19 protein-coding genes and 1 pseudogene are annotated in these 24,230 nt (G+C 70.2%); 15 read left to right on the forward strand and 5 right to left on the reverse strand.

Features of this window, described 5'->3' with window-relative positions; translation table 11 throughout:
* Positions 1-136: 136 nt before the first annotated feature.
* A pseudogene (locus IH68_RS60015) lies at positions 137-283 on the reverse strand (aldehyde dehydrogenase family protein); the annotation flags it as partial.
* A gap of 25 nt (positions 284-308) precedes the next feature.
* Positions 309-2,333, reverse strand: coding sequence for a non-reducing end alpha-L-arabinofuranosidase family hydrolase (locus tag IH68_RS0145335; protein ID WP_030948672.1), 2,025 nt, complete (start codon positions 2,331-2,333; stop codon positions 309-311).
* Between the two features lie 461 nt (positions 2,334-2,794).
* Between IH68_RS0145335 and trpC the strand changes: the two genes are divergently transcribed.
* On the forward strand, positions 2,795-3,580 hold the full coding sequence (gene trpC, locus IH68_RS0145340) for an indole-3-glycerol phosphate synthase TrpC (protein WP_030948675.1): 786 nt from the start codon (positions 2,795-2,797) through the stop codon (positions 3,578-3,580).
* A gap of 69 nt (positions 3,581-3,649) precedes the next feature.
* Here trpC and IH68_RS0145345 read toward each other — a convergent pair whose 3' ends face one another.
* Together IH68_RS0145345 and IH68_RS0145350 are read right to left on the reverse strand one after the other, a co-directional pair.
* Complete coding sequence (locus IH68_RS0145345; RefSeq protein WP_051834058.1) at positions 3,650-4,603, reverse strand: expansin EXLX1 family cellulose-binding protein; 954 nt, start codon at positions 4,601-4,603, stop codon at positions 3,650-3,652.
* Positions 4,604-4,777: 174 nt separating this feature from the next.
* Positions 4,778-7,009 carry an alpha-L-fucosidase gene (locus IH68_RS0145350; protein WP_030948680.1) on the reverse strand — a complete coding sequence of 744 codons (2,232 nt, stop codon included), beginning with the start codon at positions 7,007-7,009 and terminating at the stop codon, positions 4,778-4,780.
* A 433-nt stretch (positions 7,010-7,442) separates the two neighbouring features.
* Here IH68_RS0145350 and IH68_RS0145355 point away from each other — a divergent pair, with 433 nt between their 5' ends.
* The 14 genes from IH68_RS0145355 to IH68_RS54510 all read left to right on the forward strand — a co-directional run bounded on the left by IH68_RS0145355 (position 7,443) and on the right by IH68_RS54510 (position 22,345).
* The gene (locus IH68_RS0145355; protein ID WP_030948682.1) at positions 7,443-8,507 is read left to right on the forward strand and encodes a sugar ABC transporter substrate-binding protein; all 1,065 of its coding nucleotides are present in this window, start codon (positions 7,443-7,445) and stop codon (positions 8,505-8,507) included.
* Between the two features lie 45 nt (positions 8,508-8,552).
* Positions 8,553-10,115 carry a sugar ABC transporter ATP-binding protein gene (locus IH68_RS0145360; protein ID WP_030948684.1) on the forward strand — a complete coding sequence of 521 codons (1,563 nt, stop codon included), beginning with the start codon at positions 8,553-8,555 and terminating at the stop codon, positions 10,113-10,115.
* Positions 10,108-11,151: an ABC transporter permease gene (locus tag IH68_RS0145365; protein WP_030948687.1), complete on the forward strand. Its 1,044-nt coding sequence runs from the start codon at positions 10,108-10,110 to the stop codon at positions 11,149-11,151. Before IH68_RS0145360 ends, IH68_RS0145365 begins: the two co-directional genes overlap by 8 nt.
* 95 nt (positions 11,152-11,246) lie before the next feature.
* The gene (locus tag IH68_RS0145370; protein WP_030948690.1) at positions 11,247-12,581 is read left to right on the forward strand and encodes an L-fuconate dehydratase; all 1,335 of its coding nucleotides are present in this window, start codon (positions 11,247-11,249) and stop codon (positions 12,579-12,581) included.
* On the forward strand, positions 12,574-13,476 hold the full coding sequence (locus tag IH68_RS0145375; RefSeq protein WP_030948692.1) for an amidohydrolase family protein: 903 nt from the start codon (positions 12,574-12,576) through the stop codon (positions 13,474-13,476). Before IH68_RS0145370 ends, IH68_RS0145375 begins: the two co-directional genes overlap by 8 nt.
* Positions 13,467-13,904 carry an RbsD/FucU domain-containing protein gene (locus IH68_RS0145380; RefSeq protein ID WP_030051921.1) on the forward strand — a complete coding sequence of 146 codons (438 nt, stop codon included), beginning with the start codon at positions 13,467-13,469 and terminating at the stop codon, positions 13,902-13,904. Before IH68_RS0145375 ends, IH68_RS0145380 begins: the two co-directional genes overlap by 10 nt.
* Entirely contained in the window at positions 13,901-14,944 is a 1,044-nt protein-coding gene (locus IH68_RS0145385) for a (R,R)-butanediol dehydrogenase (protein WP_030948696.1), read from the forward strand. The genes IH68_RS0145380 and IH68_RS0145385 overlap by 4 nt, the downstream gene beginning before the upstream one ends.
* Complete coding sequence (locus IH68_RS0145390; RefSeq protein WP_030948700.1) at positions 14,941-15,702, forward strand: SDR family NAD(P)-dependent oxidoreductase; 762 nt, start codon at positions 14,941-14,943, stop codon at positions 15,700-15,702. Before IH68_RS0145385 ends, IH68_RS0145390 begins: the two co-directional genes overlap by 4 nt.
* Positions 15,699-16,331, forward strand: a complete 633-nt coding sequence (locus IH68_RS0145395) for a bifunctional 4-hydroxy-2-oxoglutarate aldolase/2-dehydro-3-deoxy-phosphogluconate aldolase (protein WP_030948703.1) — start codon at positions 15,699-15,701, stop codon at positions 16,329-16,331. The genes IH68_RS0145390 and IH68_RS0145395 overlap by 4 nt, the downstream gene beginning before the upstream one ends.
* Positions 16,328-17,365 (forward strand): sugar kinase, encoded by a 1,038-nt coding sequence (locus tag IH68_RS0145400; RefSeq protein ID WP_030948705.1) that lies wholly within the window; start codon positions 16,328-16,330, stop codon positions 17,363-17,365. The genes IH68_RS0145395 and IH68_RS0145400 overlap by 4 nt, the downstream gene beginning before the upstream one ends.
* 36 nt (positions 17,366-17,401) lie before the next feature.
* Positions 17,402-18,415, forward strand: coding sequence for an aldo/keto reductase (locus tag IH68_RS0145405; RefSeq protein ID WP_037886356.1), 1,014 nt, complete (start codon positions 17,402-17,404; stop codon positions 18,413-18,415).
* Positions 18,406-19,128: a FadR/GntR family transcriptional regulator gene (locus tag IH68_RS0145410; protein ID WP_030948711.1), complete on the forward strand. Its 723-nt coding sequence runs from the start codon at positions 18,406-18,408 to the stop codon at positions 19,126-19,128. The genes IH68_RS0145405 and IH68_RS0145410 overlap by 10 nt, the downstream gene beginning before the upstream one ends.
* A 287-nt stretch (positions 19,129-19,415) precedes the next feature.
* Complete coding sequence (locus IH68_RS0145415; RefSeq protein WP_030948715.1) at positions 19,416-20,837, forward strand: DEAD/DEAH box helicase; 1,422 nt, start codon at positions 19,416-19,418, stop codon at positions 20,835-20,837.
* A gap of 125 nt (positions 20,838-20,962) precedes the next feature.
* Positions 20,963-22,345 carry a RodZ domain-containing protein gene (locus IH68_RS54510; protein ID WP_078912907.1) on the forward strand — a complete coding sequence of 461 codons (1,383 nt, stop codon included), beginning with the start codon at positions 20,963-20,965 and terminating at the stop codon, positions 22,343-22,345.
* A gap of 160 nt (positions 22,346-22,505) precedes the next feature.
* Here the strand turns inward: IH68_RS54510 and IH68_RS0145425 are convergent, their stop codons facing one another.
* Positions 22,506-24,152, reverse strand: a complete 1,647-nt coding sequence (locus IH68_RS0145425; RefSeq protein ID WP_030948720.1) for a glycoside hydrolase family 27 protein — start codon at positions 24,150-24,152, stop codon at positions 22,506-22,508.
* Between the last annotated feature and the right edge of the window lie 78 nt (positions 24,153-24,230).

Here is a 24,230-nt window from a genome sequence, read left to right on the forward strand (position 1 = left end):
TCTCGACGCCCGCGGGTTGGCGCGGTAGTCGAAGTCGCGCAGGGACTTCTCGTGGTGTCCGTGATCGTGAGCACTCCGCCCAGGGAAGACGATGCGGCGGCCGCGAGGTCGGCGTCCGGGAAGATCGCCACCGGGCCTTGCCGCCGAGTTCGAGATGTACGCGCTTGAGGCTGTCGGCGACGGCCCGGGCGACTGCGCGGCCGCTGCCGACCGATCCGGTCAGCGCGATCATGTTGATGTCCGGGTGCTCGGCGAGCCGGGCACCGACGGTCGGTGTGGGCCCCGCACGAGCGGCGGGGCCCATTTGGTCAGCAGGTCGAATTGGTCTGGGTGAGCAGGCTCAGCCGCCACGGCAGGCTGTTGTAGTCACCGCCGGCGTTGGGGTCCTTGCCCTGGTACAGGTACTGCAGCTTGCAGGCCGGGATCGTGAGCGTCTGGTCGTAGCCCGCGCGGATCATCTCGCCGTGACTGATGTCCCGGGTCCAGGTGCCGGCGGGGAACGTCACGTTGCTCGCCCTGGCGAACGGGTTGCTCTCGGACGCGGCCAGGGGTGACCAGGAGCCCGCGAGGCTGCTCGCGGTCCAGGAGCGGAAGTAGCGCTTCCCGTCCGAGCCGATGGCCTCGACGAGGAGGAGGTACTGGTTGCTGTCCTGCACCTTGTACACGTTGCTCGCTTCGAACAGGGCGTACTTGTTGGAGTCCTGGGCCGCGATGACGGTGTTGGTGAAGCCGTTCGGGAACTGGCCGACGGTCGTCTGCGAGCGGTAGAGGTGCCCGTTGTCGTCGGAGGAGAACAGGTAGCAGTTGGCGCTGTCGCAGATCACCCACATGTCGACCCAGTAGCCGCCTCCGATGTTCTGCCGGATGATGTCCGGCATCGACGAGTAGAAGTTGCGCGGGGTGCTCCACCCGTTGGGATTGCTGATGTCGGAGTTGGTGGAGTACGAGGCGTTGCCGGTCTGGTAGACGAGGTACCACAGGCGCTGCGGCGCGTAGTAGAAGACCTGGGGTGCGGCCCGGTATCCGGTGCCGATGGCGGTGCGGTCCAGATAGTGGTGCGTGGCCGAGCCTGCCTGGGACCAGTCACTGAAGTTCAGGTACACCAGGCTGTATCCGGAGGGGCTGGCGACGCTGGCGAACACGTGGTACTTGCCGTTGTAGCGGACGACCGTCGGATCCTTGATTCCGGCGATGTTGTGGGTGGCGTCCGGTTTGGGTGCGATCAGCGGGCCGCCGGAGCTCCACGAGAAGCGGGAGGGCAGCGCGGTGGCGGACCGGGTCGACGGGGCGGTGGCCTGCTGTGTCGCGGGAGTGCCGCCCAGCGCCGACAGCACCGCCTGGTAGGCCGATTTCTTGTTCCCGTTGCGGTCGAACAGCAGGGGGTTCTCCCCGCTGCGCCAGGAGTCGCTGTCGCGGATGCCCCAGACGGTGATGCCGTTGCACCGCGGCACGTTCATGCAGGCCCGCACCGTGTTCGCGTACGCCGTCGACGAGGCCTGCGCGATGTCCAGCTCGGTGATCTGTACGTCCACGCCGAGCGCGGCGAAGTTCGACAGCGTGGTCTGGAAGCTCGACGGCGGTCCGCCGGTGCCGAAGTGGGACTGGAAGCCGACGCAGTCGATGGGCACACCGCGCGCCTTGAAGTCGCGCACCATGCGGTAGACACCTTGGGTCTTGGCGTCGCTCCAGTTCTCGATGCTGTAGTCGTTGTAGCAGAGCTTGGCCGCCGGGTCGGCCGACCGTGCGGTGCGGAAGGCCTGCTCGATGAAGCCGTCGCCCAGCAGGTTCTGGAACACCGAGGAGCGGTGCTGGCCGCTGCCGCCGTCGGCGAAGGCCTCGTTGACCACGTCCCAGGAGTAGATCCTGCCCTTGTAGTGGTTCATGACGGTGGTGATGTGGTTGTTCATGACGCTGCGCAGCGTGTTCGCGTCCCTGATGGAACCGACCCAGCCGGGCAGTTGGGAGTGCCAGACCAGGGTGTGGCCGCGCATCCGCTGACCGTGCGCCGCGGCGTGGCTGACGATCTGGTCGGCGGGGCCGAAGTTGAACGAGCCGCGGGACGGCTCGGTCGTGTCCCACTTCATCTCGTTCTCGGGCGTGACCGCGTTGAACTCGCGGTCCAGGATCCTGCTGTACGTGCTGTCGCCGAGCCGTCCGGCGGCCACGGCGGTCCCGAAGTACCGCCCGGACTGTGCGGCCTGGGCACCCAGCGTGGATGCCTGGATCGCGGGGCCGGGCGCACCGGCGGCGGTCCCGGGTGTCACCAGGGCGGCCACGGCGAGCAGACCTAAGACCGAGGCTCGGCGACGGCCGAGCCGCTTCAGCGGGTTCATTTTTCTCCTCGTACGGTCGGGTGCGGGTGATCATTGGCGCGTGCATGACATTCAGAGATGCGAGTTCTCGTGCGGAATGTCGAACAACAGTCGACTTGCCGAGCATCTCGGATGATAGGGACGCGGTAAAGCCCGTCAATACCTCTCGCATGATTCGTCAGCCGCTTCGAAACATTCGAATAATTCTGATGTTGGAACGCTGCAGGCCAGTTGCCGGATGCTGCACTTGTGCCACTTTGGATCGACGTCGGTGGTTGCGAGGTGAAGCTGCTTCGATGGTGAGGGTTGACATGTTCGATTGCCTGTCAATATCCATGGCGCCCGAGTTTCGGAATGACCAGCGAAAGTTCGGACCTCAAGACGGCTGGGGCGATGCCGGCGGCGAAGGCACGGCACCCGGTCGTCCGGGCGGCAGGGACGCACGTCATGATCGATCCCAGCGACCTGACAAGGAGAAGACGATGAGCGTTCTTGATGGGATTCTCGCGGGAGTTCGCGAAGATCTGGAGGAGCGTAAGCGCGCGACGCCGCTGGTGGAGCTGCGCTCCCGGGCTGCGGACGCGGCGCCCGCGCTCGACCCGCTGCCCGCCTTCCGGGCTCCGGGGGTGTCCATCATCGCCGAGGTGAAGCGGAAAAGCCCCAGCAAGGGGGCACTGGCAGACATCCCCGACCCTGCATCCCTCGCGGCCCAGTACGCGGCCGGTGGTGCCGCAGCGATCAGCGTGCTGACCGAGCGCAGGCGTTTCGGCGGCTCCCTCGCCGATCTCGACGCCGTACGCGCCCGGGTCGATGTGCCCGTCCTGCGCAAGGACTTCATCGTCGACCCCTACCAGCTGTGGGAAGCCCGCGCACACGGCGCCGACCTTGCCCTTCTCATGGTCGTGTCGCTGGACGACGGCCAACTCGCCGATCTGATGGGGCTGTGCAAGGAGTTGGGTCTCACGCCGCTCGTGGAGGCGCACACGGCCGAGGAAGTGCGGCGTGCCGCTGCCGCAGGAGCCGAGCTCCTCGGCATCAACGCGCGGGACCTGACAACGCTGGACGTGGATCGCAAAGTGTTCGCCGACCTCGTGACGGGCATCCCGGAAGGCACGGTCAGGGTCGCGGAATCGGGGGTGACGGGCCCGGAGGACGTCGCGGAGTACCGCGGTTGGGGAGCCGACGTGGTCCTGGTCGGCGAGGCACTGGTCCGCTCGGGAAACCCGCGCACCGCCGTGCGCGAGTTCATCGAGGCGGCCGGGGCGTAACGGCGGCCGGCTCGGCCGCGGCGTGCTTGGACATGCCGAGCCGAGCCATCGACCGTGTCGCCGGCGCGATCAGTGCCGGGCGAACTGGACCGAGGTCGGCTGCACGACGTTCGGCCGCAGCGCGATCCCGCTGACGGTCAGCCGTTCCCCGTAGATGTCCGTGACTCTGATCGAGCCGCCGCACCCGCTGCCGTCGGCGGAAATGAAGTAGTTGTAGTCGGTGCGCGGCAACGGTCGCCAGCCGCCCGGGGTGCGGACCTCCAGCCGCGCCACCGGATTCCGGTGACCGATCACCTGGATGCCGCACCAATAGGGGCTGGACCCGGTCTTGTACCTGATGGACATTGGGCCGGATGTGCTGGGGCTCAGCAGCTGCCAGGTGATCGGTATCCGTCCGACCTTGAGGTCGGCCAGTTTGGCGAAGGCCTGTTGGCTGAGGTCGAGTTGCCCGGGTGCGCAGGGCAGCGGACATTCGTTGGTGATCCGCACGGTGACGGAGGCGCCGTTGGCCGCGCGCACGAGCACGTACGCGCCGCACGCCCTGGACGTCTCGTAGTCGGTGGTGTTCATCGCCGCGATCATGAGGGTGTCGCTGGGGCCGAACAGGCAGGCCCCGTCTCCGTCGCCCGCCTCATAGGCGGTGGCGACCCCCTTGTAGGTGATCCTGGGCCGAATCCGCCCTGCCAGTGATGCCGTGGTGGGCGCCGTGCGCCGGGAGCGCGGGGTCGCCTTGGCCGACGGACGAGCCGAAGGGGTGGTCGCAGTGGCCGTCGGCTTCGGCGTTCCGGTCGTGGACGGGGACGCCGACGTGGTTGCGGCGCGCGACTCGGTCGAGGTGGCGGCCCCCACCTGGCTGGTGGTGGCGGGGGTCGCCGCGACAGGCCCTGCATCCGTCCCGCGGCCCGGGAACGCGCCCATGACCAGGTAGGCGAGAACGCCCGCGGCGGTCAGCGCCAACGTGGTGCCCAGCACGAGTCGCCTTCTGTGCCTGCGCTGCCGCGCGGCCTGTCTCGCTGTCTTCATACCTGTCCGTTCGGAAGATCGAGCCGATGGTGCACTGCTCAGTTGCCGCGGGCAGCGAAAAGGTTGCCGACGTTTTTCTCGGCGTGTCGGTGGCCATGCGAGTCTTCCCAGCCGAACGCGGCTGCGGCAGCGCACGAGAAGTACGCCGCCGCAGCCGCTCACACGTCCCGGGGATCAGAGCGCCGTGAAGGTCCACAGCAGGTTGGTGCTGCCTCCGTAGGTCCACTGCTTGGTGACGGAGCCCGAGGCGACGTTGCCGCCGCCGTCGAGGACCAGGCCGGTGGTGCGGTTGGCGATCGAGTAGCTGTTGCCGCCCCGGGGGGTGATCTTCCACTGCTGGTTGGAGCCGCCGTTCCACGGCGCCTGCTGGGCTGCGGAGCCGTCGGCGGTGGCGCCCCAGCCGTCGGCGACCATGCCGTTGGTGCGGTTGACCAGCTTGTAGTAGCCGCCGCCCACATCGACCGCCTGCCACTGGAGGTTGGAGCTGCCGTCCCAGGTCCACTGCTTGAGGTTCGATCCGGATGCGACGTTGCCGCCGCTGTCCAGGGCGAGACCGTCGGTGACGTTGGTGAGCCGGAAGTACGTCGACGGGTTGAACTGGACCCTCAGCGAGGTGATCTGGTCGTTGTTGCCGGTGACCCTGAGGTCGGGGTTGTCGGCGGTGAACGTCCAGGCGGTGCCGGTGAAGTTGTCTGCCGAGTAGCCGATCACCTGGTAGCCGGGGGCCGGACGGAGGGAGGAGATGTTGCGCGTGCCCACTCCCGCCGCGGTCAGGTCGGCCGCGGTGTGGTCGCCGAGGGCGAACGTGGCGGAGCTGCCGGAGTAGTTCACGTCCGCGAACGCGACGGCCCCGGCGAGCGGAGCCGTGGCCGGGATGGTGCCGGAGAAGGAGAGCTTCAGGACATAGGCGTTGGCGCTGTACGGCGCGGAGGACGGCAGGGTGACCGTGAGGCCGGAGGCGCTCTGGGCCGGCGTCGGAAGGTCGATGTAGGTTCCGGCGGTGGAGCCGAGAAGTTTCACCGAGGTCAGCGACGACAGGTTGATGCTGCCGGAGCCGAGTGTCTTGATCGTCAGCGAACTGCCCGGCCAGCCCAGGACGGTGGCGTACAGGACGTTGTTGTCCTTGTTGCGGGTGAAGCGGATGTCCTGCGCGGTGCCGGCCGTCGGATTGGTGAAGGCGCCGCCGCCCATCTTCGTCGGGCCCTCTCCGTACACGCTCCAGGCGCGGGTCGAGTAGATCGACTCACCGAAGCGCTTCAGATGGTCGCCGATGCCGAGCAGGACGTCCTTCTGTGCCTGGGGGATGGTGCCGTCGGCCATCGGCGCTATGTTCAGCAGCATGTTGCCGTTCTTGCTGACCCGGTCGATGAACGAGTGCAGCATCTGCTGGATGCTGTAGTAACCGATGCCCTGGGTGTAGCACCAGCTGCTGCTGGAGATGCTGTCGTCGGTCAGCCAGTAGGACGCGGTGATGTCGGCCGGGCCGCCGCGCTCGTAGTCGAAGACCTCGCCCTTGTTGTCGAACCCGTCCTTGTAGGTGGCGACGACCTCACGGCCCCAGCTGTTGGCCTGGTTGTAGTAGTACGACAGGAAGTTCAGGCGCTGCGTCTCGTCGACGGCGTCCAGCTTGAAGTCCTGCCACAGGATGTCGGGCTGGGCGCGGTCGACGACCTCCTTGAGCTTGTCGTACCAGAGCTGGTTCTCCGCAGCCGAACCCAGCTGCCCGTACAGCTTCTTGAGGCTCGGGTCCGTCTGGGCGGGGGCGTACTCGTAGAAGCCGTTGAAGTGGTACGCGTGGTGCATGGCCACCAGCAGCTTGAGGCCCTTGGCGCGGATGGCCGTGGAGAAGAGCTGCAGCAGGTTCAGCCCCGGGCCCTTGTTCACCGAGTTCCACTCGTTGACCTGGCTGTCCCACATCGAGAAGCCGTCGTGGTGCTCGGCGACCGGGCCGGCGAACCTGGCGCCCGCGTCGACGAACAGCTGCGCCCACTCGTTGGGGTCGAAGTTCCCGCCCGCCGACTTCAGCTTCGGCGCGAACTTCACGAAGTTGCCCGCCAGGTCCCGCGCTCCGTCGATGAAGTTGTGGTACGGCCATGCCGAGGGCTGACCGTAGGTCGCGACGTGGTGCTGGTTGGCGTTGCTGCCCGCCTGGTACATGTTGCGCGGGTACCACTCGCTGTCGTACGCGGGGACGCTGAAGACGCCCCAGTGGAAGTAGATCCCGAACTTCGCGTCCTGGAACCACTCCGGGGCCGGCGGGTGCTGGTCGACCGAGTTCCAGTCCGGTGTGTACGTGCTGGGCGCCGCCTGGGCTGTGCCGGCACCGAACACACCTCCCGCGACGGCGGCAGCGGCCACGCAGGTGGCGCCGGCCAGGAAGTGGCGTCTGCTGAGCGAACTTGACATGGAACATCCCTGGTGCAGAAGAGGACAGGGGAATGTGGAGCGGCGCTTGTTACGCATGAAGGTCGGCCATGTCTCCCTGGGATGTCAACATGCGTGCAGGGATGAAAGACGCTGTTCTGCAGGGCAGTTCATCACTGTTGTGTACCTTGTGGGGCGATTTAAGGCCATCCAAACATGGCATGTCTGTCGGAGCCTTCGTGGTCGATCCAAGCTGTTCAATGGAAGCGATTGATGGGATGGATCTCGTCTCCGGGTTGTCACTCGCTCTCCTGGAGGACCTGTTCTGAGCTGCCACTTCTTGATGGTTTGAGCAGAGGGGTGGACAACGCGTCGGAGTCGCGCCTATAAACATCCCATCTCTACCGCACGGCGATACACAGATGTCGTCGAGGCGATACATCTCCCGCCCAGGGACGAGCGCGAGGAAGCATCGATGAGACTCAGGACCGCCCTCTGTTCAGCCGTCTCCGCCGTGTCCGCACTGGCTCTGCTCAGTGCGTGCAGCGACGGCTCCACCACCTCGGCGTCGTCGGGCGGCAAGCCGCTGGTCGGCGTCGACTACCCGCGCTCCGACACCGACTTCTGGAACTCCTACATCAAGTACACGCCCCAGTACGGCAAGCAGCTGGGCCTGGACCTGAAGACCACCAACTCGCAGAACGACGTCGCCAAGCTCACCGCCAACGCGCAGACTTTCATCAGCCAGGGCGTCAAGGGCATCGCGATGGCCCCGCAGGACACCGCCGCCATCGCGCCCACCCTCGCGCAGCTGGAGGCGAAGAAGATCCCCGTCGTCACCGTCGACACCCGCCCCGACACCGGCAAGGTGTTCATGGTGGTGCGCGCAGACAACCGCGCCTACGGCGAGAAGGCCTGCCAGTACCTGGGCACCAAGCTCGGCGGCAAGGGCAAGGTCGTCATGCTGGAGGGCGGCCTGGACTCCATCAACGGACGTGACCGCACCGAGGCGTTCAACGACTGCATGAAGAAGAACTACCCCGGCATCAAGGTGCTCGGCGAGGCCACCAACTGGGACGGCGCGGTCGCCGCGCAGAAGCTCCAGACCGACCTGACCGCCAACCCGGATATCAAGGGCGTCTACATGGAGTCCAGCTTCGCCCTGTCCGGCACGCTCCAGGTGCTCAAGCAGAAGGGCCTGTTGGTGGACCCGAAGGACAAGAAGCACGTCTTCATCGTGTCCAACGACGGCATCCCCGAGGAGCTCAAGTCCATCGCCGAGGGCAAGATCGACGCCACCGTCTCCCAGCCGGCCGACCTCTACGCCAAGTACGCCCTGTACTACCTCAAGGCCGCCATCGACGGGAAGACGTTCAAGCCCGGCAAGACCGACCACGACAGCACCATCATCCAGGTCCGCGAGGGCGTGCTGGAGGACCAGCTCTCCGCCCCGCTCGTCACCGCCGACGGTGCCACCTACGGCGGCGTGCCCAGTGTCAAGAGCGACGACAAGTCGCTGTGGGGCAATAACCTCGGCTGATCCCTCCTCCGGAACACAACGGCCCACGAGAACAAGGCGGTTGAGATGAGCGACGGGGAGCGAGCAGTCACCCCCGCGCCCGCCCCGGCGGACGACGGGCGGGCCCCCGCAGCCCCGCCCGTCGTCGAGGCGACGGGCATGGTCAAACGATTCGGTCCGACGGTGGCCCTGAACGGCGCCCGGATCACCATCAGGCCCGGCGAGACCCACGCGCTCGTCGGCCGCAACGGAGCCGGCAAATCGACGCTGGTCTCCGTCCTCACCGGCCTTCAGGCCCCCGACGAGGGAACGGTGACCTTCGGCGGCGAGCCGGCCCCCCGGCTCGGCGACCGCGACGCCTGGCGCCGGCGCGTGGCCTGCGTCTACCAGAAGTCGACGATCATCCCCACGCTGACCGTCGCCGAGAACCTCTTCCTGAACCGGCACGACCACGGATCGAGCCGTCTCATCAGCTGGCGGGCCACCCGCCGCCGCGCACAGGATCTGCTGTCGGCCTGGTCGGTGAACGTCGACCCGCAGACCCCCGCAAGTGAACTGAGCGTCGAGCAGCGGCAGTTCGTCGAAATTGCCCGCGCGCTGTCCTTCGGCGCCCGGTTCATCATCCTCGACGAGCCGACCGCCCAGCTCGACGGGGCGGCCATCAACCGCCTCTTCGACCGCATCCGCGACCTGCAACGCCAGGGCGTCACCTTCCTGTTCATCAGCCACCACCTCCAGGAGATCTACGAGATTTGCGACATGGTGACCGTGTTCCGCGACGCCCGGCACATCGTCACCGCCCCGGTCGCGGACCTTCCGCGCGCCGAACTCGTCGCCGCCATGACCGGCGAGGCAGCGGCCGACCGGCGCGAGGAACGGGCCGCCACCCTCGACCCCGGCGCCACCGCCGCACTGAACATCCGCGCGCTGCAGGGCGAGGGGTACGACGACGTCAGCTTCCAGATCGGCGCCGGCGAGATCGTCGGCCTCGCGGGGGCCGCCGGCAGCGGCCGCACCGAGGTCGCCGAAACCGTCGTGGGGCTGCGGGCGGCAGCGGCGGGGGAGGTGGAGATCGCCGGGCGTCGGCCCCGGCCGGGCAGTGTGCCCGCCGCGCTCGCCGCAGGCGCCGGGTTCGTCCCGCAGGACCGGCACCACCAGGGCTTCGTTCCCGACATGTCGATCGCCGACAACGCCACGCTGTCCGTGCCGAAGCGGCTCGGTCCGAACGGCTTCCTCAGCCGCACCCGCCGGGACCGGCTCGCCGAGGGCATGATCGAGAACCTGGCGATCAAGACCCCCGGCCCCGACCTGCCCGTCTCCTCTCTCTCCGGAGGCAACCAGCAGAAGGTCGTCATGGCCCGCGCCCTCGCGAACGACCCCCGGCTGCTGGTCCTGATCAACCCGACCGCGGGCGTGGACGTGCGCTCCAAGGAGTTCCTCCTCGGCAAGGTCGAGGAGACCGCGCAGACCGGCACCGGAGTGCTCATCGCCTCCGACGAACTGGACGACCTGCGCATGTGCGACCGGGTCCTGGTGATGTTCCAGGGCCGTGTGACCTCAGAGATCGCCCGCGGCTGGCACGACCACGACCTCGTGGCCGCGATGGAAGGAGTGGACCTCCATGCCTGAAACCGTCCTCGTGGACACCGCCGCGGCGGGCGCCCCGGAGCCCGAGGCGAAGCGGACCGCGCTGCTCGGCGGCCGGATACCCCTGGCCCGGCTGCGCGACCTCGCGCTCGTCCCGGCCATCGTGGTCATCGCGATCGTCGGACAGATCGTCAACCCGGTGTTCCTGCAGACCGACAACCTCATCAACGTCCTGCAGACCATGTCCGAGATGGCCCTGCTGGTCCTCGCCCAGACGATGATCCTGATCGTCAAGAAGATGGACCTCTCCCTGGAGTCCACAATGGGCCTGGCGCCCGGCGTCGCGGCCTGGCTGGTCGTCCCGGCCGGCGCCGGACACGGACTCGGGCTGCTCCCCGGCGCCTGGGCCATCCCCGTCACCCTCGCCGTGGGCGCGCTCGTCGGCGTCGTCAACTCGCTGCTGATCATCCGCTTCGGCCTCAACGGCTTCATCGTCACGCTCGGCATGCTGATCGTGCTGCGCGGTGTCCTCACCGGTATCTCCGGCGGCCAGACCTTCTTCCAGCTGCCGCAGTCGATGCTCTACCCCGGCACCGCCGAATGGTTCGGGATGCCCGCGTCCATCTGGATCTGCCTGGCGCTGTTCGCCGTCGCGATCGTGGTGCTCGGCTGGACCAGCTTCGGCCGCTCCCTGTACGCCATCGGCGGCAACGTCGACGCCGCGAAGGCCGCCGGCATCCGCACCGACCGGGTGCTGTGGATCGTCATCGTCACGGGCAGTCTGCTCGCCGCCCTCGCCGGGCTGATGCTCTCCGGACGCCTGGCCTCGGTCGCCTCCGCGCAGGGCAATGGCTACATCTTCACCGTCTTCGCCGCCGCCGTCATCGGCGGCATCAGCCTCAACGGCGGCAAGGGCACCATGTTCGGGGCCTTCTGCGGCATCCTGCTGCTCTTCATGATCCAGAACGTGCTCACGCTGGCGGGCGTCCCCGCGCAGTGGATCGGCGCTCTCAACGGCCTGATCATCCTGGTCGCCCTCGCCATCTCACGCATCACGGGCGGCAAGGTCCAGGAGTGAACCGGGCGGCCCGCCCGGCCGCCCGGCACCCTCCGCCGCACCGCCATCTCGTCGCAAGGGGCCGTATCGCCCCTGCCCTCACAGGAGTTGCCGCCATGTCATCCGCCCTGTCCGCTTCACCGGCCTCTGCCCGCATCACCGCCCTGGACGTACTGGACGTGCGTTTCCCGACGTCCGAGCACCTGGACGGGTCGGACGCGATGAACCCCGAACCCGACTACTCCGCCGCCTACGTCGTCCTGCGCACCGACGCCTCCGACGGACTGGAGGGCCACGCCCTGGCCTTCACCACCGGCCGCGGCAACGACGTGCAGGCCGCCGCCATCGCCGCCCTCGCCCCGCACGTGGTCGGCCTCTCGGTCGAACAAGTCTGCACCGACCTCGGCGCCTTCTCCCGCACCCTCGTCCACGACCCCCAACTGCGCTGGCTCGGCCCGGAGAAGGGCGCCATCCACATGGCCACCGGCGCCGTCGTCAACGCCGCCTGGGACCTGGCCGCCAAGCGCGCCGGCAAGCCCGTATGGCGCTTCCTCGGCGAGATGTCCCCCGAGGAGCTGGTCGCGCAGGTCGACTTCCGCTGGCTCTCCGACGCCCTCACCCCCGAGGAGGCCCTTGAGATCCTGCGCCGCGCCGAGCCCGGCCGCGCACAGCGCATCGCCCACCTGCTCGAGAGGGGCTACCCCGCCTACACCACCACCCCCGGCTGGCTCGGCTACTCCGACGAGAAGCTGGCCCGCCTGGCCCGCGAGGCCGTCGCCGACGGCTTCACTCAGATCAAGCTGAAGGTCGGCGCGGACCTGCAGGACGACATACGGCGCATGCGCACCGCCCGCGAGACGGTCGGCCCGGACATCCGCATCGCCGTCGACGCCAACCAGAGATGGGACGTGCAGCCCGCCATCGACTGGATGCAGGCCCTGGCCCCGTACGACCCGTACTGGATCGAGGAACCCACCTCCCCGGACGACATCCTCGGCCATGCCGCGGTCCGGAAGGCGGTCGCCCCCATCAAGGTCGCCACCGGCGAGCACATCGCCAACCGGGTCGTCTTCAAACAGCTCCTGCAGGCCGGCGCGGTCGACATCGTGCAGATCGACTCCGCACGGGTCGGTGGCGTGGGCGAGAACATCGCGATCCTGCTGCTGGCCGCCAAGTTCGGCGTGCCGGTCTGCCCGCACGCGGGCGGCGTGGGCCTGTGCGAGATGGTGCAGCACCTGTCGATGTTCGACTACGTCGCCGTCTCCGGCACCACAGAGGACCGCGTCATCGAGTACGTCGACCACCTGCACGAGCACTTCGTCGACCCGGTACGCATCGCCCGCGGCCACTACCTGGCGCCGACGCTGCCGGGCCTGAGCGCGCAGATGCACGCCGAGTCCCTCAAGGAGTACGCCTACCCCGACGGCCCCGTCTGGACCGCCCGTGTCTGACACCCCGGCCCTCGTCGACGCCCACCACCATATGTGGGACCTGGACCTCAGGCCGCAGCCCTGGCTGGACGAGCCCGGTCACGAGCCGATCCGCCGCAACTTCAGCTCGCATGCCCTGCGCTCGGCCGCGACCCGGCCGATCGCCGGACGGCGACTGACGAGCACGGTGGTCGTGCAGTGCATCGCCTCCGGGCCCGAGACCCGTGACCTCCTCGCCCTGGCCGAAAGCGATCCGCTGATCGGCGCCGTGGTCGGCTGGGCGGACCTGACGTCCCCCGACATCGGCGACGTACTCGACGGCCTGCGTGCCTGGCCCGCAGGCCGGTACCTGCGGGCCGTACGGCACGTCGTGGAGGGCGAGTCCGATCCGCGGTGGCTCCAACGCCCGGACGTCGAGCGGGGGTTGCGGGCGGTTGCGGAACGCGGTCTCGGATACGACGTGCTGGTCCGCACCCACCAGCTCCCGCAGGCGATCCGCCTCGCGGAACGGCTGCCGGAGCTGCCGCTCGTCCTTGACCATGCGGGCAAGCCCTCCGTCGCACGGCGGGAACTGGCCGACTGGGAACGGCAGTTGCGGCAACTGGCCGGGCATCCGCAGGTCCACTGCAAGGTGTCGGGTCTGGCCACGGAGGCCGACCACGAGAAGTGGACCGCCGACGACATCCGCCCGGTGTGGGACGTCCTGCTCTCCGCATTCGGTCCCGACCGGCTGATGTTCGGCTCCGACTGGCCCGTCTGCGTCCTCGCCGGAGGCTGGAACCGCTGGGCCGCCACCGTCGAGGAACTCCTGGACGACTGCTCCGAAACGGAGACCCGCGCGGTGCTCGCCGGCACCGCGACCGCCTTCTACCACCTGCCCCCCGCCCCGACGAACAAGGCGACGCCGTGCTCCTGACCGAACTGCTGCACCCCGGCATCCTCGAATCCCTGGCCGGAGCCGGCCACGGCGCCCGCGTACTGCTCGCCGACGGCCACTACCCCGCGAGCACCGCCACCGGCGAGCGCGCCAGAACCGTCCACCTCAACCTCGCCCCCGGCCTGCTCGACGTCACCACCGTGCTCGACGTCCTGCTGCGCGCCCTGCCCGTCGAGGCGGCGCACGTGATGGTGCCGCCCGAGGGCGAACCGGAGCCGCCCGCCATCGCCGAGTACCGCTCGATGCTGGCGCCCCTCCCGGTCGACACGCTCGGCCGCTTCGAGTTCTACGACGCCGCCCGCTCGCCCGACCTGGCACTGGCGATCGTCACCGCCGACACCCGCACCTACGCCAACCTGCTGCTGACCATCGGCGTCCGCGCTGAAGGGACCCTGACGACACGATGACACTCGCCGTCCGCTACACGTCCGCCCGCACCCTGGACACCGCCCCCGCACGCACTGCGCCGCCCGGCCCCGGCGAGGTGGAACTCGCCCCCGCCTACGTCGGCATCTGCGGCACCGACCTGCACATCTTCCACGGCGACATGGACGCCCGGGTGGCCGCGCCCGCCGTCCTGGGACACGAGATGTCCGGCCGCGTCGTAGGCGTCGGCCCGGACGTCGAGGGCTGGCGGCCCGGCGACGCGGTCACCGTGATGCCGCTGCGCTGGGACGACACCTGCCCGGCCTGCCGTGCCGGCCACCAACACGTCTGCCAGCACCTCGACTTCATCGGCATCGACTCCCCGGGCGCGATGCAGCAGCGCTGGACCGTCCCCGCCTCCACCCTGATACGGCTGCCCGAGACCCTGCCCCTGGACCGGGCCGCACTCGTCGAACCGACGGCGGTCGCCATGCACGACGTGGGCCGGGCAGCCGTGAAGGACGGCGAGAAGGCCGTCGTGGTCGGCGGCGGCCCCGTCGGCATCCTCATCGCACTGGTCGCACGGTCCGCGGGCGCCGACGTGCGGATCGTGGAGCTGAACGCCCACCGTCGGCTGCTCGCCGAGGAGTTGGGACTGACGTCCTGGAACCCGGCCGACGACGACGTGCCGGAGCTCGTGCGGGAGTGGACGGGGGATGCGGGCGCGGACGTCGCCTTCGAGGTGTCCGGCGCGGCGGGCGGCGTGGACACGGCGGTCGACGTGCTGGGAGTGCGGGGCCGTCTCTGCCTCGTCGCCATCCACCCCCGCCCCCGCGAGATCAACCTGCACCGCTTCTTCTGGCGCGAACTCACCCTCGTCGGCGCCCGGTTGTACGACCGCGGTGACTTCGAGCGCGCAGTGGCACTGGTCGCGGACGGCACCATCCCGGCCGAGCGGCTGATCAGCAAGGTCGTGCCGCTCACCGAGGCGCCCGCCGCCTTCGAGGCGCTGGAGGGTGGCGGCGACGTGATGAAGATCCTCGTGGACTGCACCGACGACACTCAGGGAGCCGCCCTATGACCGCCTTCGACCTCAGCGGAAAGCTCGCCGTCGTCACCGGCGCCCGGCGCGGCATCGGCCGGGCCATGGCCCGCGCACTCGCCGAGGCCGGCGCGGACGTCATCGGCGTCAGCGCGTCACTGGAGGAGTCCGGCAGCGCGGTGGAGAAGGACGTCCACGCCGCCTGCCGTACCTTCGAGGCGATCCGGACCGACTTCGCCGACGCCGAGGCCGTGCGGGCCCTGGGCGCGGAGCTGGCAGGGCGCGAACGGCCGGTGGACATCCTGGTCAACAACGCGGGCACGATCCGCCGCGCTCCGGCCGCCGAACATGCCGACGAGGACTGGGAGTTGGTGCTCCAGGTCAACCTCAATGCGCAGTTCACGCTGACCCGTGCGGTCGGCACGACCATGGTGACCCGCGGCCAGGGAAAGATCATCTTCACCGCCTCGCTGCTCAGCTTCCAGGGCGGCATCACCGTCCCCGGCTACACCGCCGCCAAGCACGGCATCGCCGGCCTGACCAAGGCCCTGGCCAACGAGTGGGCCCCGCACGGCATCAACGTCAACGCCATCGCGCCGGGCTACATCGCCACCGACAACACCCAGGCGCTGCAGGACGATCCGGTGCGCAGCCGAGCGATCCTGGACCGCATCCCGGCCGGCCGCTGGGGGGACGCCGACGACCTGGCGGGCGCCACGGTGTTCCTCGCCTCCGAGGCCGCCGCCTACGTCCACGGCGTCGTCCTGCCCGTGGACGGCGGATGGCTGGGCCGATGAGCGGCACCGACCTGGCTTCCGTACTGGACGGAGCCCGCCTCCTGCCGGTGCTGACCGTGCCGTCCCCCGCGACCGCCGGCCCGCTGGCCGACGCGCTCGCGGCGGGCGGCGCCCGGTGCGCCGAGGTCACCTTCCGCACCCCGGGCGCCGAGCAGGTACTCAAGACGATGGCCGCCCACGGTGGCCTCGTCGTCGGCGCCGGCACGGTGCTCACCCCCGAACAGGTGGAGCGGGCCGTGGCTGCCGGGGCCCGCTTCGTGGTCTCGCCCGGCTTCGACGAGGAGGTCGTCGCGAAGTGCGGTGAGCTGGGGGTCCCGGTCGTGCCGGGCATCGCCTCCGCCACCGAGCTGATGCGCGCACTGAAGTCGGGTCTCGACACCGTCAAGCTCTTCCCCGCCGAGCCGCTCGGCGGCCTGCGCACGCTGCGCGCGCTCGCGGCCCCCTTCCCCCGGGTGCGCTTCGTCCCGACGGGCGGGATCGACGCGTACCGCATGGCCGCCTACCTCGCCGATCCGGCGGTGCTCGCCGTCGGCGGCAGCTGGATGGCCACCGCCGACCACCTGGAGCGCGGCGACCACGAGGAGATCCGCCGGCTGACCGCCGACGCGGTGGAAAGGAGCATGAGGTGACCGACGTGCTGGCCCTCGGCGAGGTCATGCTGCGCTTCGACCCGGGCGAGGGACGCATCCGCACCGCCCGCACCTTCCAGGTCTGGGAAGGCGGCGGCGAGTACAACGTCGTCCGCGGACTGCGCCGCTGCTTCGGCCTGCGCACCGCCGTCGTGACCGCCCTCGCCGACAACGCCGTGGGCCGGCTCGTCGAGGACCTGATCCTCCAAGGCGGAGTCGACACCTCGCTGATCCGCTGGGTGCCCGACGACGGCATCGGCCGCACCGCCCGCAACGGCCTGAACTTCGTCGAACGCGGCTACGGCATCCGCGGCGCGCTGGGCGTCAGCGACCGCGCGCACACCGCCGTCTCCCAGCTGCGCAAAGGGGACGTGGACTGGGAGTCGGTGTTCTCGGCCGGGGTGCGCTGGTTCCACACCGGCGGCATCTTCGCCGGCCTGTCCGACACCACGGTGGACGTCGCGGACGAGGCCATGGCCGCGGCCCGCCGTCACGGGGTCACCGTCTCCTACGACCCCAACCACCGCCCCAGCCTCTGGGCCGGCCGGGGCGGCGCCGAACGGGCACGCGAGGTCGACCTGCGGCTCGCCCGGCAGGCCGACGTCGTGGTGGGCGCCCTCGGCCTGGCCGGCACCCACCCAGGACAGAAGCGCCTCGGGGCCGACGAGGTGGCGGACGCGCTCGCGGAGGTGGCCGACCTGCTGCCCGCGGCGAAAGTACTGGCGACGACCCTGCGCGAGGTTCCCTCGGCCGGAGTCAACGACTGGTCCTCGGCCGCCTGGTCCGCCGAAACGGGCTTCGTCACGGGCCCGCGGATGCCCGGCCTGCACGTCCTGGACCGCATCGGCTCCGGCGACGCCTTCGCCGCCGGTCTGATCCACGGACTGCTGGGCGGCACCGGCCTGGAACGGGCCCTGGCCTACGGCACCGCCCACGGTGCGCTCACCATGACCACGCCCGGAGACGTGTCCATGGCCTCGCTCGCCGAGGTCGAGGCGCTCGTCGCGGGCGGCTCGGCCCACGTCAGACGCTGACCTGCGCCCCACCACCCGTCACTCCAGGAGCACGTCTTGCACCAAGGGACGATCCAGAACACGTCCGTCGCCCTCAGCGATCTCGGCTTCGGGGCCTCCGTGATCGGCAACCTGTACCGGGTGACCCCGGTGGAGGAGGCGACGGCCGCCGTCGACGCGGCCTGGGAGGCAGGCATACGGTACTTCGACACCGCGCCGCACTACGGCCTCGGCCTCTCCGAGCGCCGCCTGGGCGCAGCTCTGAGAGGGCGCCCGAGGGACGAGTACGTCGTCTCCTCCAAGGTGGGCCGGTTGCTCGTGCCCAACGAGGAACCGGGCGGAGTCGACACGGAGGGCTTCGTCGTACGGGACGACCTGCGTCGGCAGTGGGACTTCAGCCGGGACGGCGTCCTGCGCTCCATCGAGGACACGCTGGAGCGCACCGGCCTGGACCGCCTCGACATCGTCTACCTGCACGACCCCGACGACCACTGGCGGCAGGCCGCCGAGGAGGCCATGCCCACCCTCGCGGAATTGCGCGACCACGGCGTGATCGGCGCGATCGGCGCAGGCATGAACCAGTCGGCGATGCTCGCCCGCTTCCTGCGCGAGACCGCCGCCGACGTGGTGATGCTGGCCGGGCGCTACACGCTCCTGGACCAGTCGGCGCTGGACGACGTCCTGCCCGCCGCGCGGGAACTGGGCAAGAGCGTGGTGGCGGTGGGTGTCTTCAACTCGGGACTGCTCTCCCGCGACCGGCCCGCCGAGGGCATGAAGTACGACTACGCGGACGCCCCACCCGCTCTGGTCGCCCGCGCCCGGACGATCGCCGACGTCTGCGAGGCGCACGGGACCAGCCTGCCCGCCGCCGCGATCGCCTTCCCGCACACGCATCCCAGTATCATCAACGTCACCCTCGGCATGCGGACTGCGGAACAGGTCGGACGAAACGTGGAACTCCATGATCAGCGCGTCCCGGACGCCCTCTGGGACGATCTCCGCACTCAGGGGCTGATCAGGTCGGACGCGCTCGTGGGGCGCGGTGGCGGGAGGGATGCGCGGTGTCTCTGACGGACAAGGCAATCGAGCAGATCCGGGAGTTGATCCGCACCGGCGCGCTGCCGCCGGGCTCGAAGCTCCCGCCGGAGCCGGACCTGGCCGCCCAGTTGGGGCTCTCCCGCAACCTCGCCCGCGAAGCGGTCAAGGCACTGGCCGTCGCCCGCGTACTGGAGGTCCGGCGCGGCGACGGCACGTATGTGACCAGCCTGCAGCCGAGCCTGCTCCTGGAGGGGCTCGGCGGCGCGGTGGAACTGCTGCAGGGCGACTCGGTCGCCCTGCAGGACCTCATGGAGGTACGGCGGCTCCTCGAACCGCTCGCCACGGCCCTCGCCGCCACCCGGATTTCCGACGCCCAACTGGCCGAAGTGAAGCGGCACTTGGACGCGATGCGCGAGGCCCGCGACGACGTCGAACAGCTCAACGCCCACGACGCGGCCTTCCACCGTGCCGTCGTCTCGGCCACGGGCAACGAGACCCTCCTGACCCTCCTGGAAGGGATCTCCGGCCGCACCCTGCGCGCCCGCATCTGGCGCGGTCTCGTCGACGACAGGGCCGCGGGCCGCACCCTCGCCGAGCACGAGGCGATCTTCAACGCCCTGTCCACCCGTGACGCCGCCCTCAGCCAGGCCGCCGCACTGCTGCACGTGAGCAACACCGAGCAGTGGCTGCGGGAACACCTGCGCTCGCGCGAACCCCTGCCCTTCGGGACGACGGCGCGGAAGTGACGTACTGACTGCCCGCCCCCGCCGATCCCTCAGCGCGAGTGATCGGCCTTCCGCTGGACGGCTGACGTCGACGTGGCCGGGCGTCCAGAAGGTCCAGGCAAGGCCGGCGGGTCCGGCTGTCGTTCCTCGGCTGAGCGGCGCGGCCGCGGGAGACCGGGCGGCGCACTCTGTGCTAGCGTTGCGCGTTTGCAGCGTCACTGTGTCGGTGCACCCTTCGGTGTCCCTGACCGGTGGCCGCGTCCTCGCCGCGCCTTCCTCGGTACGGTCCCTTTGGAGGAAGGCTTTCTGTGAGCGAATCAGCACGTGCCGATGCCCGGCAGCAGGACCATGTGTCCCAGGCGTCGGGCGCCACTTCGGCGCTGCCCACGGCGTCGTCCTTCGCTCAACTGGGGCTGCCGGCCGAGGTTCTGCGGGCGCTCGACGAGCGCGGTGTGACGGTGCCCTTCCCCATCCAGGCGGCGGCGCTGCCGAACGCCCTCGCGGGACGGGACGTCCTGGGCCGGGGCCGCACGGGATCCGGCAAGACGCTCGCCTTCGGCCTGGGGATGCTCGCGCGGACGGCCGGGCGGCGCGCGCAGCCCAAGGAGCCGCTGGCACTCGTGCTGGTGCCCACCAGGGAGCTGGCGCAGCAGGTCGGTGAGGCGCTCACGCCCTACGCCGAGACGCTGCGGCTGCGGCTCGCGACCGTGGTGGGCGGAGTGTCCATCGGACGGCAGGCCGCCGCGCTGCGGGACGGCGCAGAGATCGTCGTCGCCACGCCCGGTCGGCTGCACGACCTCATCGAGCGCAAGGGCTGCCGACTGGGACGGGTGCGCATCACGGTCCTGGACGAGGCCGACCAGATGTGTGACATGGGCTTCCTCCCGCAGGTCACCGAGATCCTGGACCAGGTGCGTCCGGACGGGCAGCGGATGTTGTTCTCCGCCACCCTCGACCGCGACGTCGACCAGCTGGTGCAGCGCTACCTGCGCGACCCCGCCGTCCACTCCGTGGATCCCTCGTCCAGCGCGGTCTCCGCGATCGAGCACCACGTCTTCGTCGTGCACGGCCCGGACCGGTACGCCGTGACGACGGAGATCGCCGCGCGGGACGGCCGCGTCCTGCTGTTCCTGGACACCAAGCACGGCGTCGACCAGCTCACCCGGCATCTGCGGGCCAGCGGCGTGGCTGCCGCCGCCCTGCACAGCGGGAAGTCCCAGCCGCAGCGCACCCGGACCCTGGCCCAGTTCAAGAACGGGCAGGTCACCGCGCTGGTGGCGACGAACGTCGCGGCACGCGGCCTGCACGTCGACGACCTCGACCTCGTGGTCAACGTCGACCCGGCCACCGACCCGAAGGACTATCTCCACCGCGCGGGCCGCACGGCCCGGGCCGGCCGCTCCGGCACCGTCGTGACACTCGTCCTGTCGGGACAGCGCCGTGAGACGAGCCAGGTCATGGCGGATGCCGACGTCGCCGCCAAGGTCACCACCGTGCGGTCCGGCGAGGCGGAGCTGAGCCGGATCACCGGCGCCAAGGCCCCCTCCGGAAAGCCGCTCGACGGAGGTCCGGCCGTAGCGCGCGCCAAGAACCACAACGCCCCGTTCCGCGGCCTGGGCAGCACCAAGGACGCGCAGAGCGGCTCAGGTGGCAGGCCGTCCCGGAAGAGCAACGAGGCCCGCAAGCTCGCGGAGGCCCGCAAGGCGGCCCGGGTGCGGCGCGGCGGCTGAGCCCGGCTTCCCGGGCCGTATCTTCGTCTACGCTGCTGGGCGTATACGCGGGAGCGGAAATCGGCCGGGGTGCACCGGCCGGCGTCGCGCACGGGTGACCATGCGCAGGGGGAGGCGTGCAGGCGATGGGGAACGGCGCGGACCTGCCGCGGCGGATCGGTGTCTACACCGTCGAGCGAGAGCTGGGCGCGGGCGGTATGGGGACGGTCTACCTCGCCCGGTCGCGGGGCGGTCGGGCCGTCGCGGTGAAGGTGGCCCGCCCGGAGCTTGCGGCCGACCCGCACTTCCGCGAACGGTTCCGCGCAGAGGTCGAGGCCGCCCGCAAAGTCGGCGGTTTCCACACGGCTCCGGTCGTGGACGCCGATCCCGACGCGGAGGCGCCCTGGCTGGCGACCGCGTACGTCCCCGGACCGACCCTCGCAGAGCTGATCAGAGGTCAAGGTCCCATGGGCGAAGGGGAGTTGAGGTCCCTCGGTGCAGCGCTCGCCGAGGCGCTCCAAGCCGTCCACGCCTGCGGGCTCGTACACCGCGATCTGAAGCCGGGCAACATCATCATGGCCGACGACGGCCCACGCGTCCTCGACTTCGGCATCGCGCGGGCCGTGGAGTCCACCCGGCTGACCGCCACCGGGGCGGCCTTCGGCACTCCCGGATACCTCGCGCCCGAGCAGGCGCAGGGCGACGAAGTCGACGGTGCCGCCGATGTGTTCGCGCTCGGGGCCGTGCTCGTCTCGGCGGCCGGAGGCAGCGCCTTCGGCACCGGCACGCCCCTGGGGCTGATGTACCGGTCGGTGCACGAGCCTGCGGATCTCTCCGCGCTGCCGGAGCAGTTGCGGTCGGTGGTCGCCGCCTGCCTGTCGAAGGATCCGGCCGGCCGTCCCACGCTCGAGGCGCTCCTGGTCTCGCTCAGCGCGGACCCGGCCCCGGACCCGACCACGCTCGCGCTCGCCACGCCCGACCCGCCGCGCGTCGCGCCGCCCGTCCCGGTCGTGCCTCTCGCCGATCCCGGCCGCGCCGACGAGCCTCCGCTGCCCGCCCCGGCCGGAGGCTCGCGCACGCGCCGCGTGATCACCCTGCTGATCGTGGCCGCGGCCGTGACGAGCGCGCTGGTGGGCGCCATCCTCGCCCTCACCCGGCACGGGGACGACAACAAGGCCGGTGGACCCTCCGCAACCGCTTCGGACACCCGGCGGTCCACATCGCAGGCCTCCGCTCCGCCTTCCACGCCGGGATCGTCCCGGGTGAGCGCAGCCCCCAGGGACCGGGTCACCGTCGGGGTGACCGCCAAGAGCGGCCAGAGCTGGATCTCGGCGAAGGACCACGACGGCCGAGTGCTGTTCGACGGACTGCTGCACAACGGCGAGACCAAGAACTTCACGGACAAGAACCGGATCACCCTGGTCCTTGGCGACGCCTCCGCCGTCGGGCTCGTGGTCAACGGCAAGGAGGTCACTGACGACTTCGAGGCCGGCCAGGTCCAACGTCTCACCTACGGCAGAGACGACTAGGCGGACGCGACCTGCGAGTGGAGCGCCTGGCCGGTGACTGCGGCGAGGCGGTCGAAGTCCCGGTCCCGGCGCGGGAAGGGGCAGCCCCCGCAGCTTGGCCTGCTGTCGTGGGACTGCCCCTCTTCCCGTCGGACATCTGCCTGCGCGGCTGGGGGGCGGGTTACGGGAGCGTGGTCCACTTCTGGTTGTTCTGGCCGCTGCAGGTCCACAGAATGAGCGGGGTTCCGTTGGCGGTACCCGCTTGCTGGGCGTCCAGGCACAGCCCGGCGTGGACGTTGCGGATCGACCCGTCGGCCTGCATGGTCCACTTCTGGTTGTCCTGGCCGTTGCAGGGCCAGATGATGACCGGCGTGCCGTTGCTGGTGCCCTGGTTGGAGGCGTCGAGGCACTTGTCGCCGTAGACGCGGATCTCGCCTCCGGCCCACGTGGTCCACAGCTGGTTGGCGGCGGTGTGGCAGTCCCAGATCAGCGTCGTCGTCCCGGCCGCGGTGGAGGCGCGATCCACGTCCAGGCAGCGGCCGGAGCCGGTACCGCGCAGGCGTGCCGTGGTGGAGGCCAGCGGGCTGCCACCGGTCACCTTGAACACGGCGACACCGTGCGCCGGGACGCTCGCCGATATCTGGCCGGAGGTGCTCGACGTACTGCCGGTCCACAGGTCCGTCAGGGTGAACGGCCCGCCCGACAGGCCGACTTGGGCGGCCGTGGTGGTGATGGTCGCGGTGCCGCTTCCCCGGTTGAACAGGCCGACCGCGACCGAGCCGTCGGACAGGGGCTTGGCGAACACCTCGGTGTCGCCGTCGTCGCGTACCCGGCGCCCGCCCGCGCCCAGCCGGTCCTGGTTCACCGCCAGCAGGCGGGGGTTGCGCAGGATCGCGCTCACGTCGGCGGACATGGTGCGGATGTCGTTGCCCGCGATGAGGGGGGCCGAGAGCAGCGACCACAGGGCGAAGTGGGAGCGGGACTCGGTCAGTGACAGGCCGGGGCGGCCGACGACCAGCATGTCGGGGTCGTTCCAGTGGCCCGGACCCGACTGAGCGGCCAGCGGCGCGTCGATGTCGAGGACGCTGCCGACGCCCATCGGGTAGCTGTTGGTGTTGCCGTTCTGCCAGATGTCGAGCAGGTCCTCGGTCGTCCGCCACAGGTCGGCGACCTGGCCCCAGTTGTAGGTGGCACCGGTGATGGCGTGGAAGCTGTTGGGGTTGATGCTGTAGACGATCGGGCGGCCGGTGGCGCGCAGCGCGTCGCGCATGAGGGAGAACTGCGCGACCTGTTGGTCCAGGGTGCCGCTGGAGGAGCACCAGTCGTACTTGAGGTAGTCCACGCCCCAGGAGGCGAACGTGGTGGCGTCCTGGGCCTCGTGGCCCTTGCTGCCGGTGGAGCCGGGGTAGGTGCCCACGCCCTGTGCGCACGTGCGCTCGTTGGGCGCCTCGTAGATGCCGAACTTCAGGCCCTTGCTGTGGATGTAGTCCCCGAGCGCCTTCATCCCGCCGGGGAACTTGGCCGGGTCGGCCCGGAGGTTGCCCGCGCTGTCACGCTGCGGGTCGAACCAGCAGTCGTCGACGACGACGTACTGGTAGCCGGCGTCCTTCATGCCCGAGGACACCATCGCGTCGGCGGCCTGACGGACCTGCGTCTCGTTGACACCGCATCCGAAGCTGTTCCAGCTGTTCCAGCCCAGCGGCGGGGTCAGCGCGGGGCTGCCCGGCGCGGCCTCGGCGGTCGTGCCGGCGGAGGCGGTGACGCAGGCGGTGAGCGTCAGCGCGGTGGCAGCGACGAGACGCAGCAGTCGTCTGTGTATGGGAACCACGGAAGGTTCCTTCCTGGGAGATGGAGCGGAAGCCGCTTGTGACCGTGCCTGGCAGGCACGGTCACAAGCCTGTGGTCA

This window comes from Streptomyces sp. NRRL S-646 (assembly GCF_000720765.1).
GTDB lineage: Bacteria > Actinomycetota > Actinomycetes > Streptomycetales > Streptomycetaceae > Streptomyces.

Coding starts and splice junctions, on each gene's coding strand:
- IH68_RS0145335 (WP_030948672.1), bottom strand. CDS start 2,333: ATGAACCCGCTGAAGCGGCTCGGCCGTCGCCGAGCCTCGGTCTTAGGT.
- trpC (WP_030948675.1), top strand. CDS start 2,795: ATGAGCGTTCTTGATGGGATTCTCGCGGGAGTTCGCGAAGATCTGGAG.
- IH68_RS0145345 (WP_051834058.1), bottom strand. CDS start 4,603: ATGAAGACAGCGAGACAGGCCGCGCGGCAGCGCAGGCACAGAAGGCGA.
- IH68_RS0145350 (WP_030948680.1), bottom strand. CDS start 7,009: ATGTCAAGTTCGCTCAGCAGACGCCACTTCCTGGCCGGCGCCACCTGC.
- IH68_RS0145355 (WP_030948682.1), top strand. CDS start 7,443: ATGAGACTCAGGACCGCCCTCTGTTCAGCCGTCTCCGCCGTGTCCGCA.
- IH68_RS0145360 (WP_030948684.1), top strand. CDS start 8,553: ATGAGCGACGGGGAGCGAGCAGTCACCCCCGCGCCCGCCCCGGCGGAC.
- IH68_RS0145365 (WP_030948687.1), top strand. CDS start 10,108: ATGCCTGAAACCGTCCTCGTGGACACCGCCGCGGCGGGCGCCCCGGAG.
- IH68_RS0145370 (WP_030948690.1), top strand. CDS start 11,247: ATGTCATCCGCCCTGTCCGCTTCACCGGCCTCTGCCCGCATCACCGCC.
- IH68_RS0145385 (WP_030948696.1), top strand. CDS start 13,901: ATGACACTCGCCGTCCGCTACACGTCCGCCCGCACCCTGGACACCGCC.
- IH68_RS0145390 (WP_030948700.1), top strand. CDS start 14,941: ATGACCGCCTTCGACCTCAGCGGAAAGCTCGCCGTCGTCACCGGCGCC.
- IH68_RS0145395 (WP_030948703.1), top strand. CDS start 15,699: ATGAGCGGCACCGACCTGGCTTCCGTACTGGACGGAGCCCGCCTCCTG.
- IH68_RS54510 (WP_078912907.1), top strand. CDS start 20,963: ATGGGGAACGGCGCGGACCTGCCGCGGCGGATCGGTGTCTACACCGTC.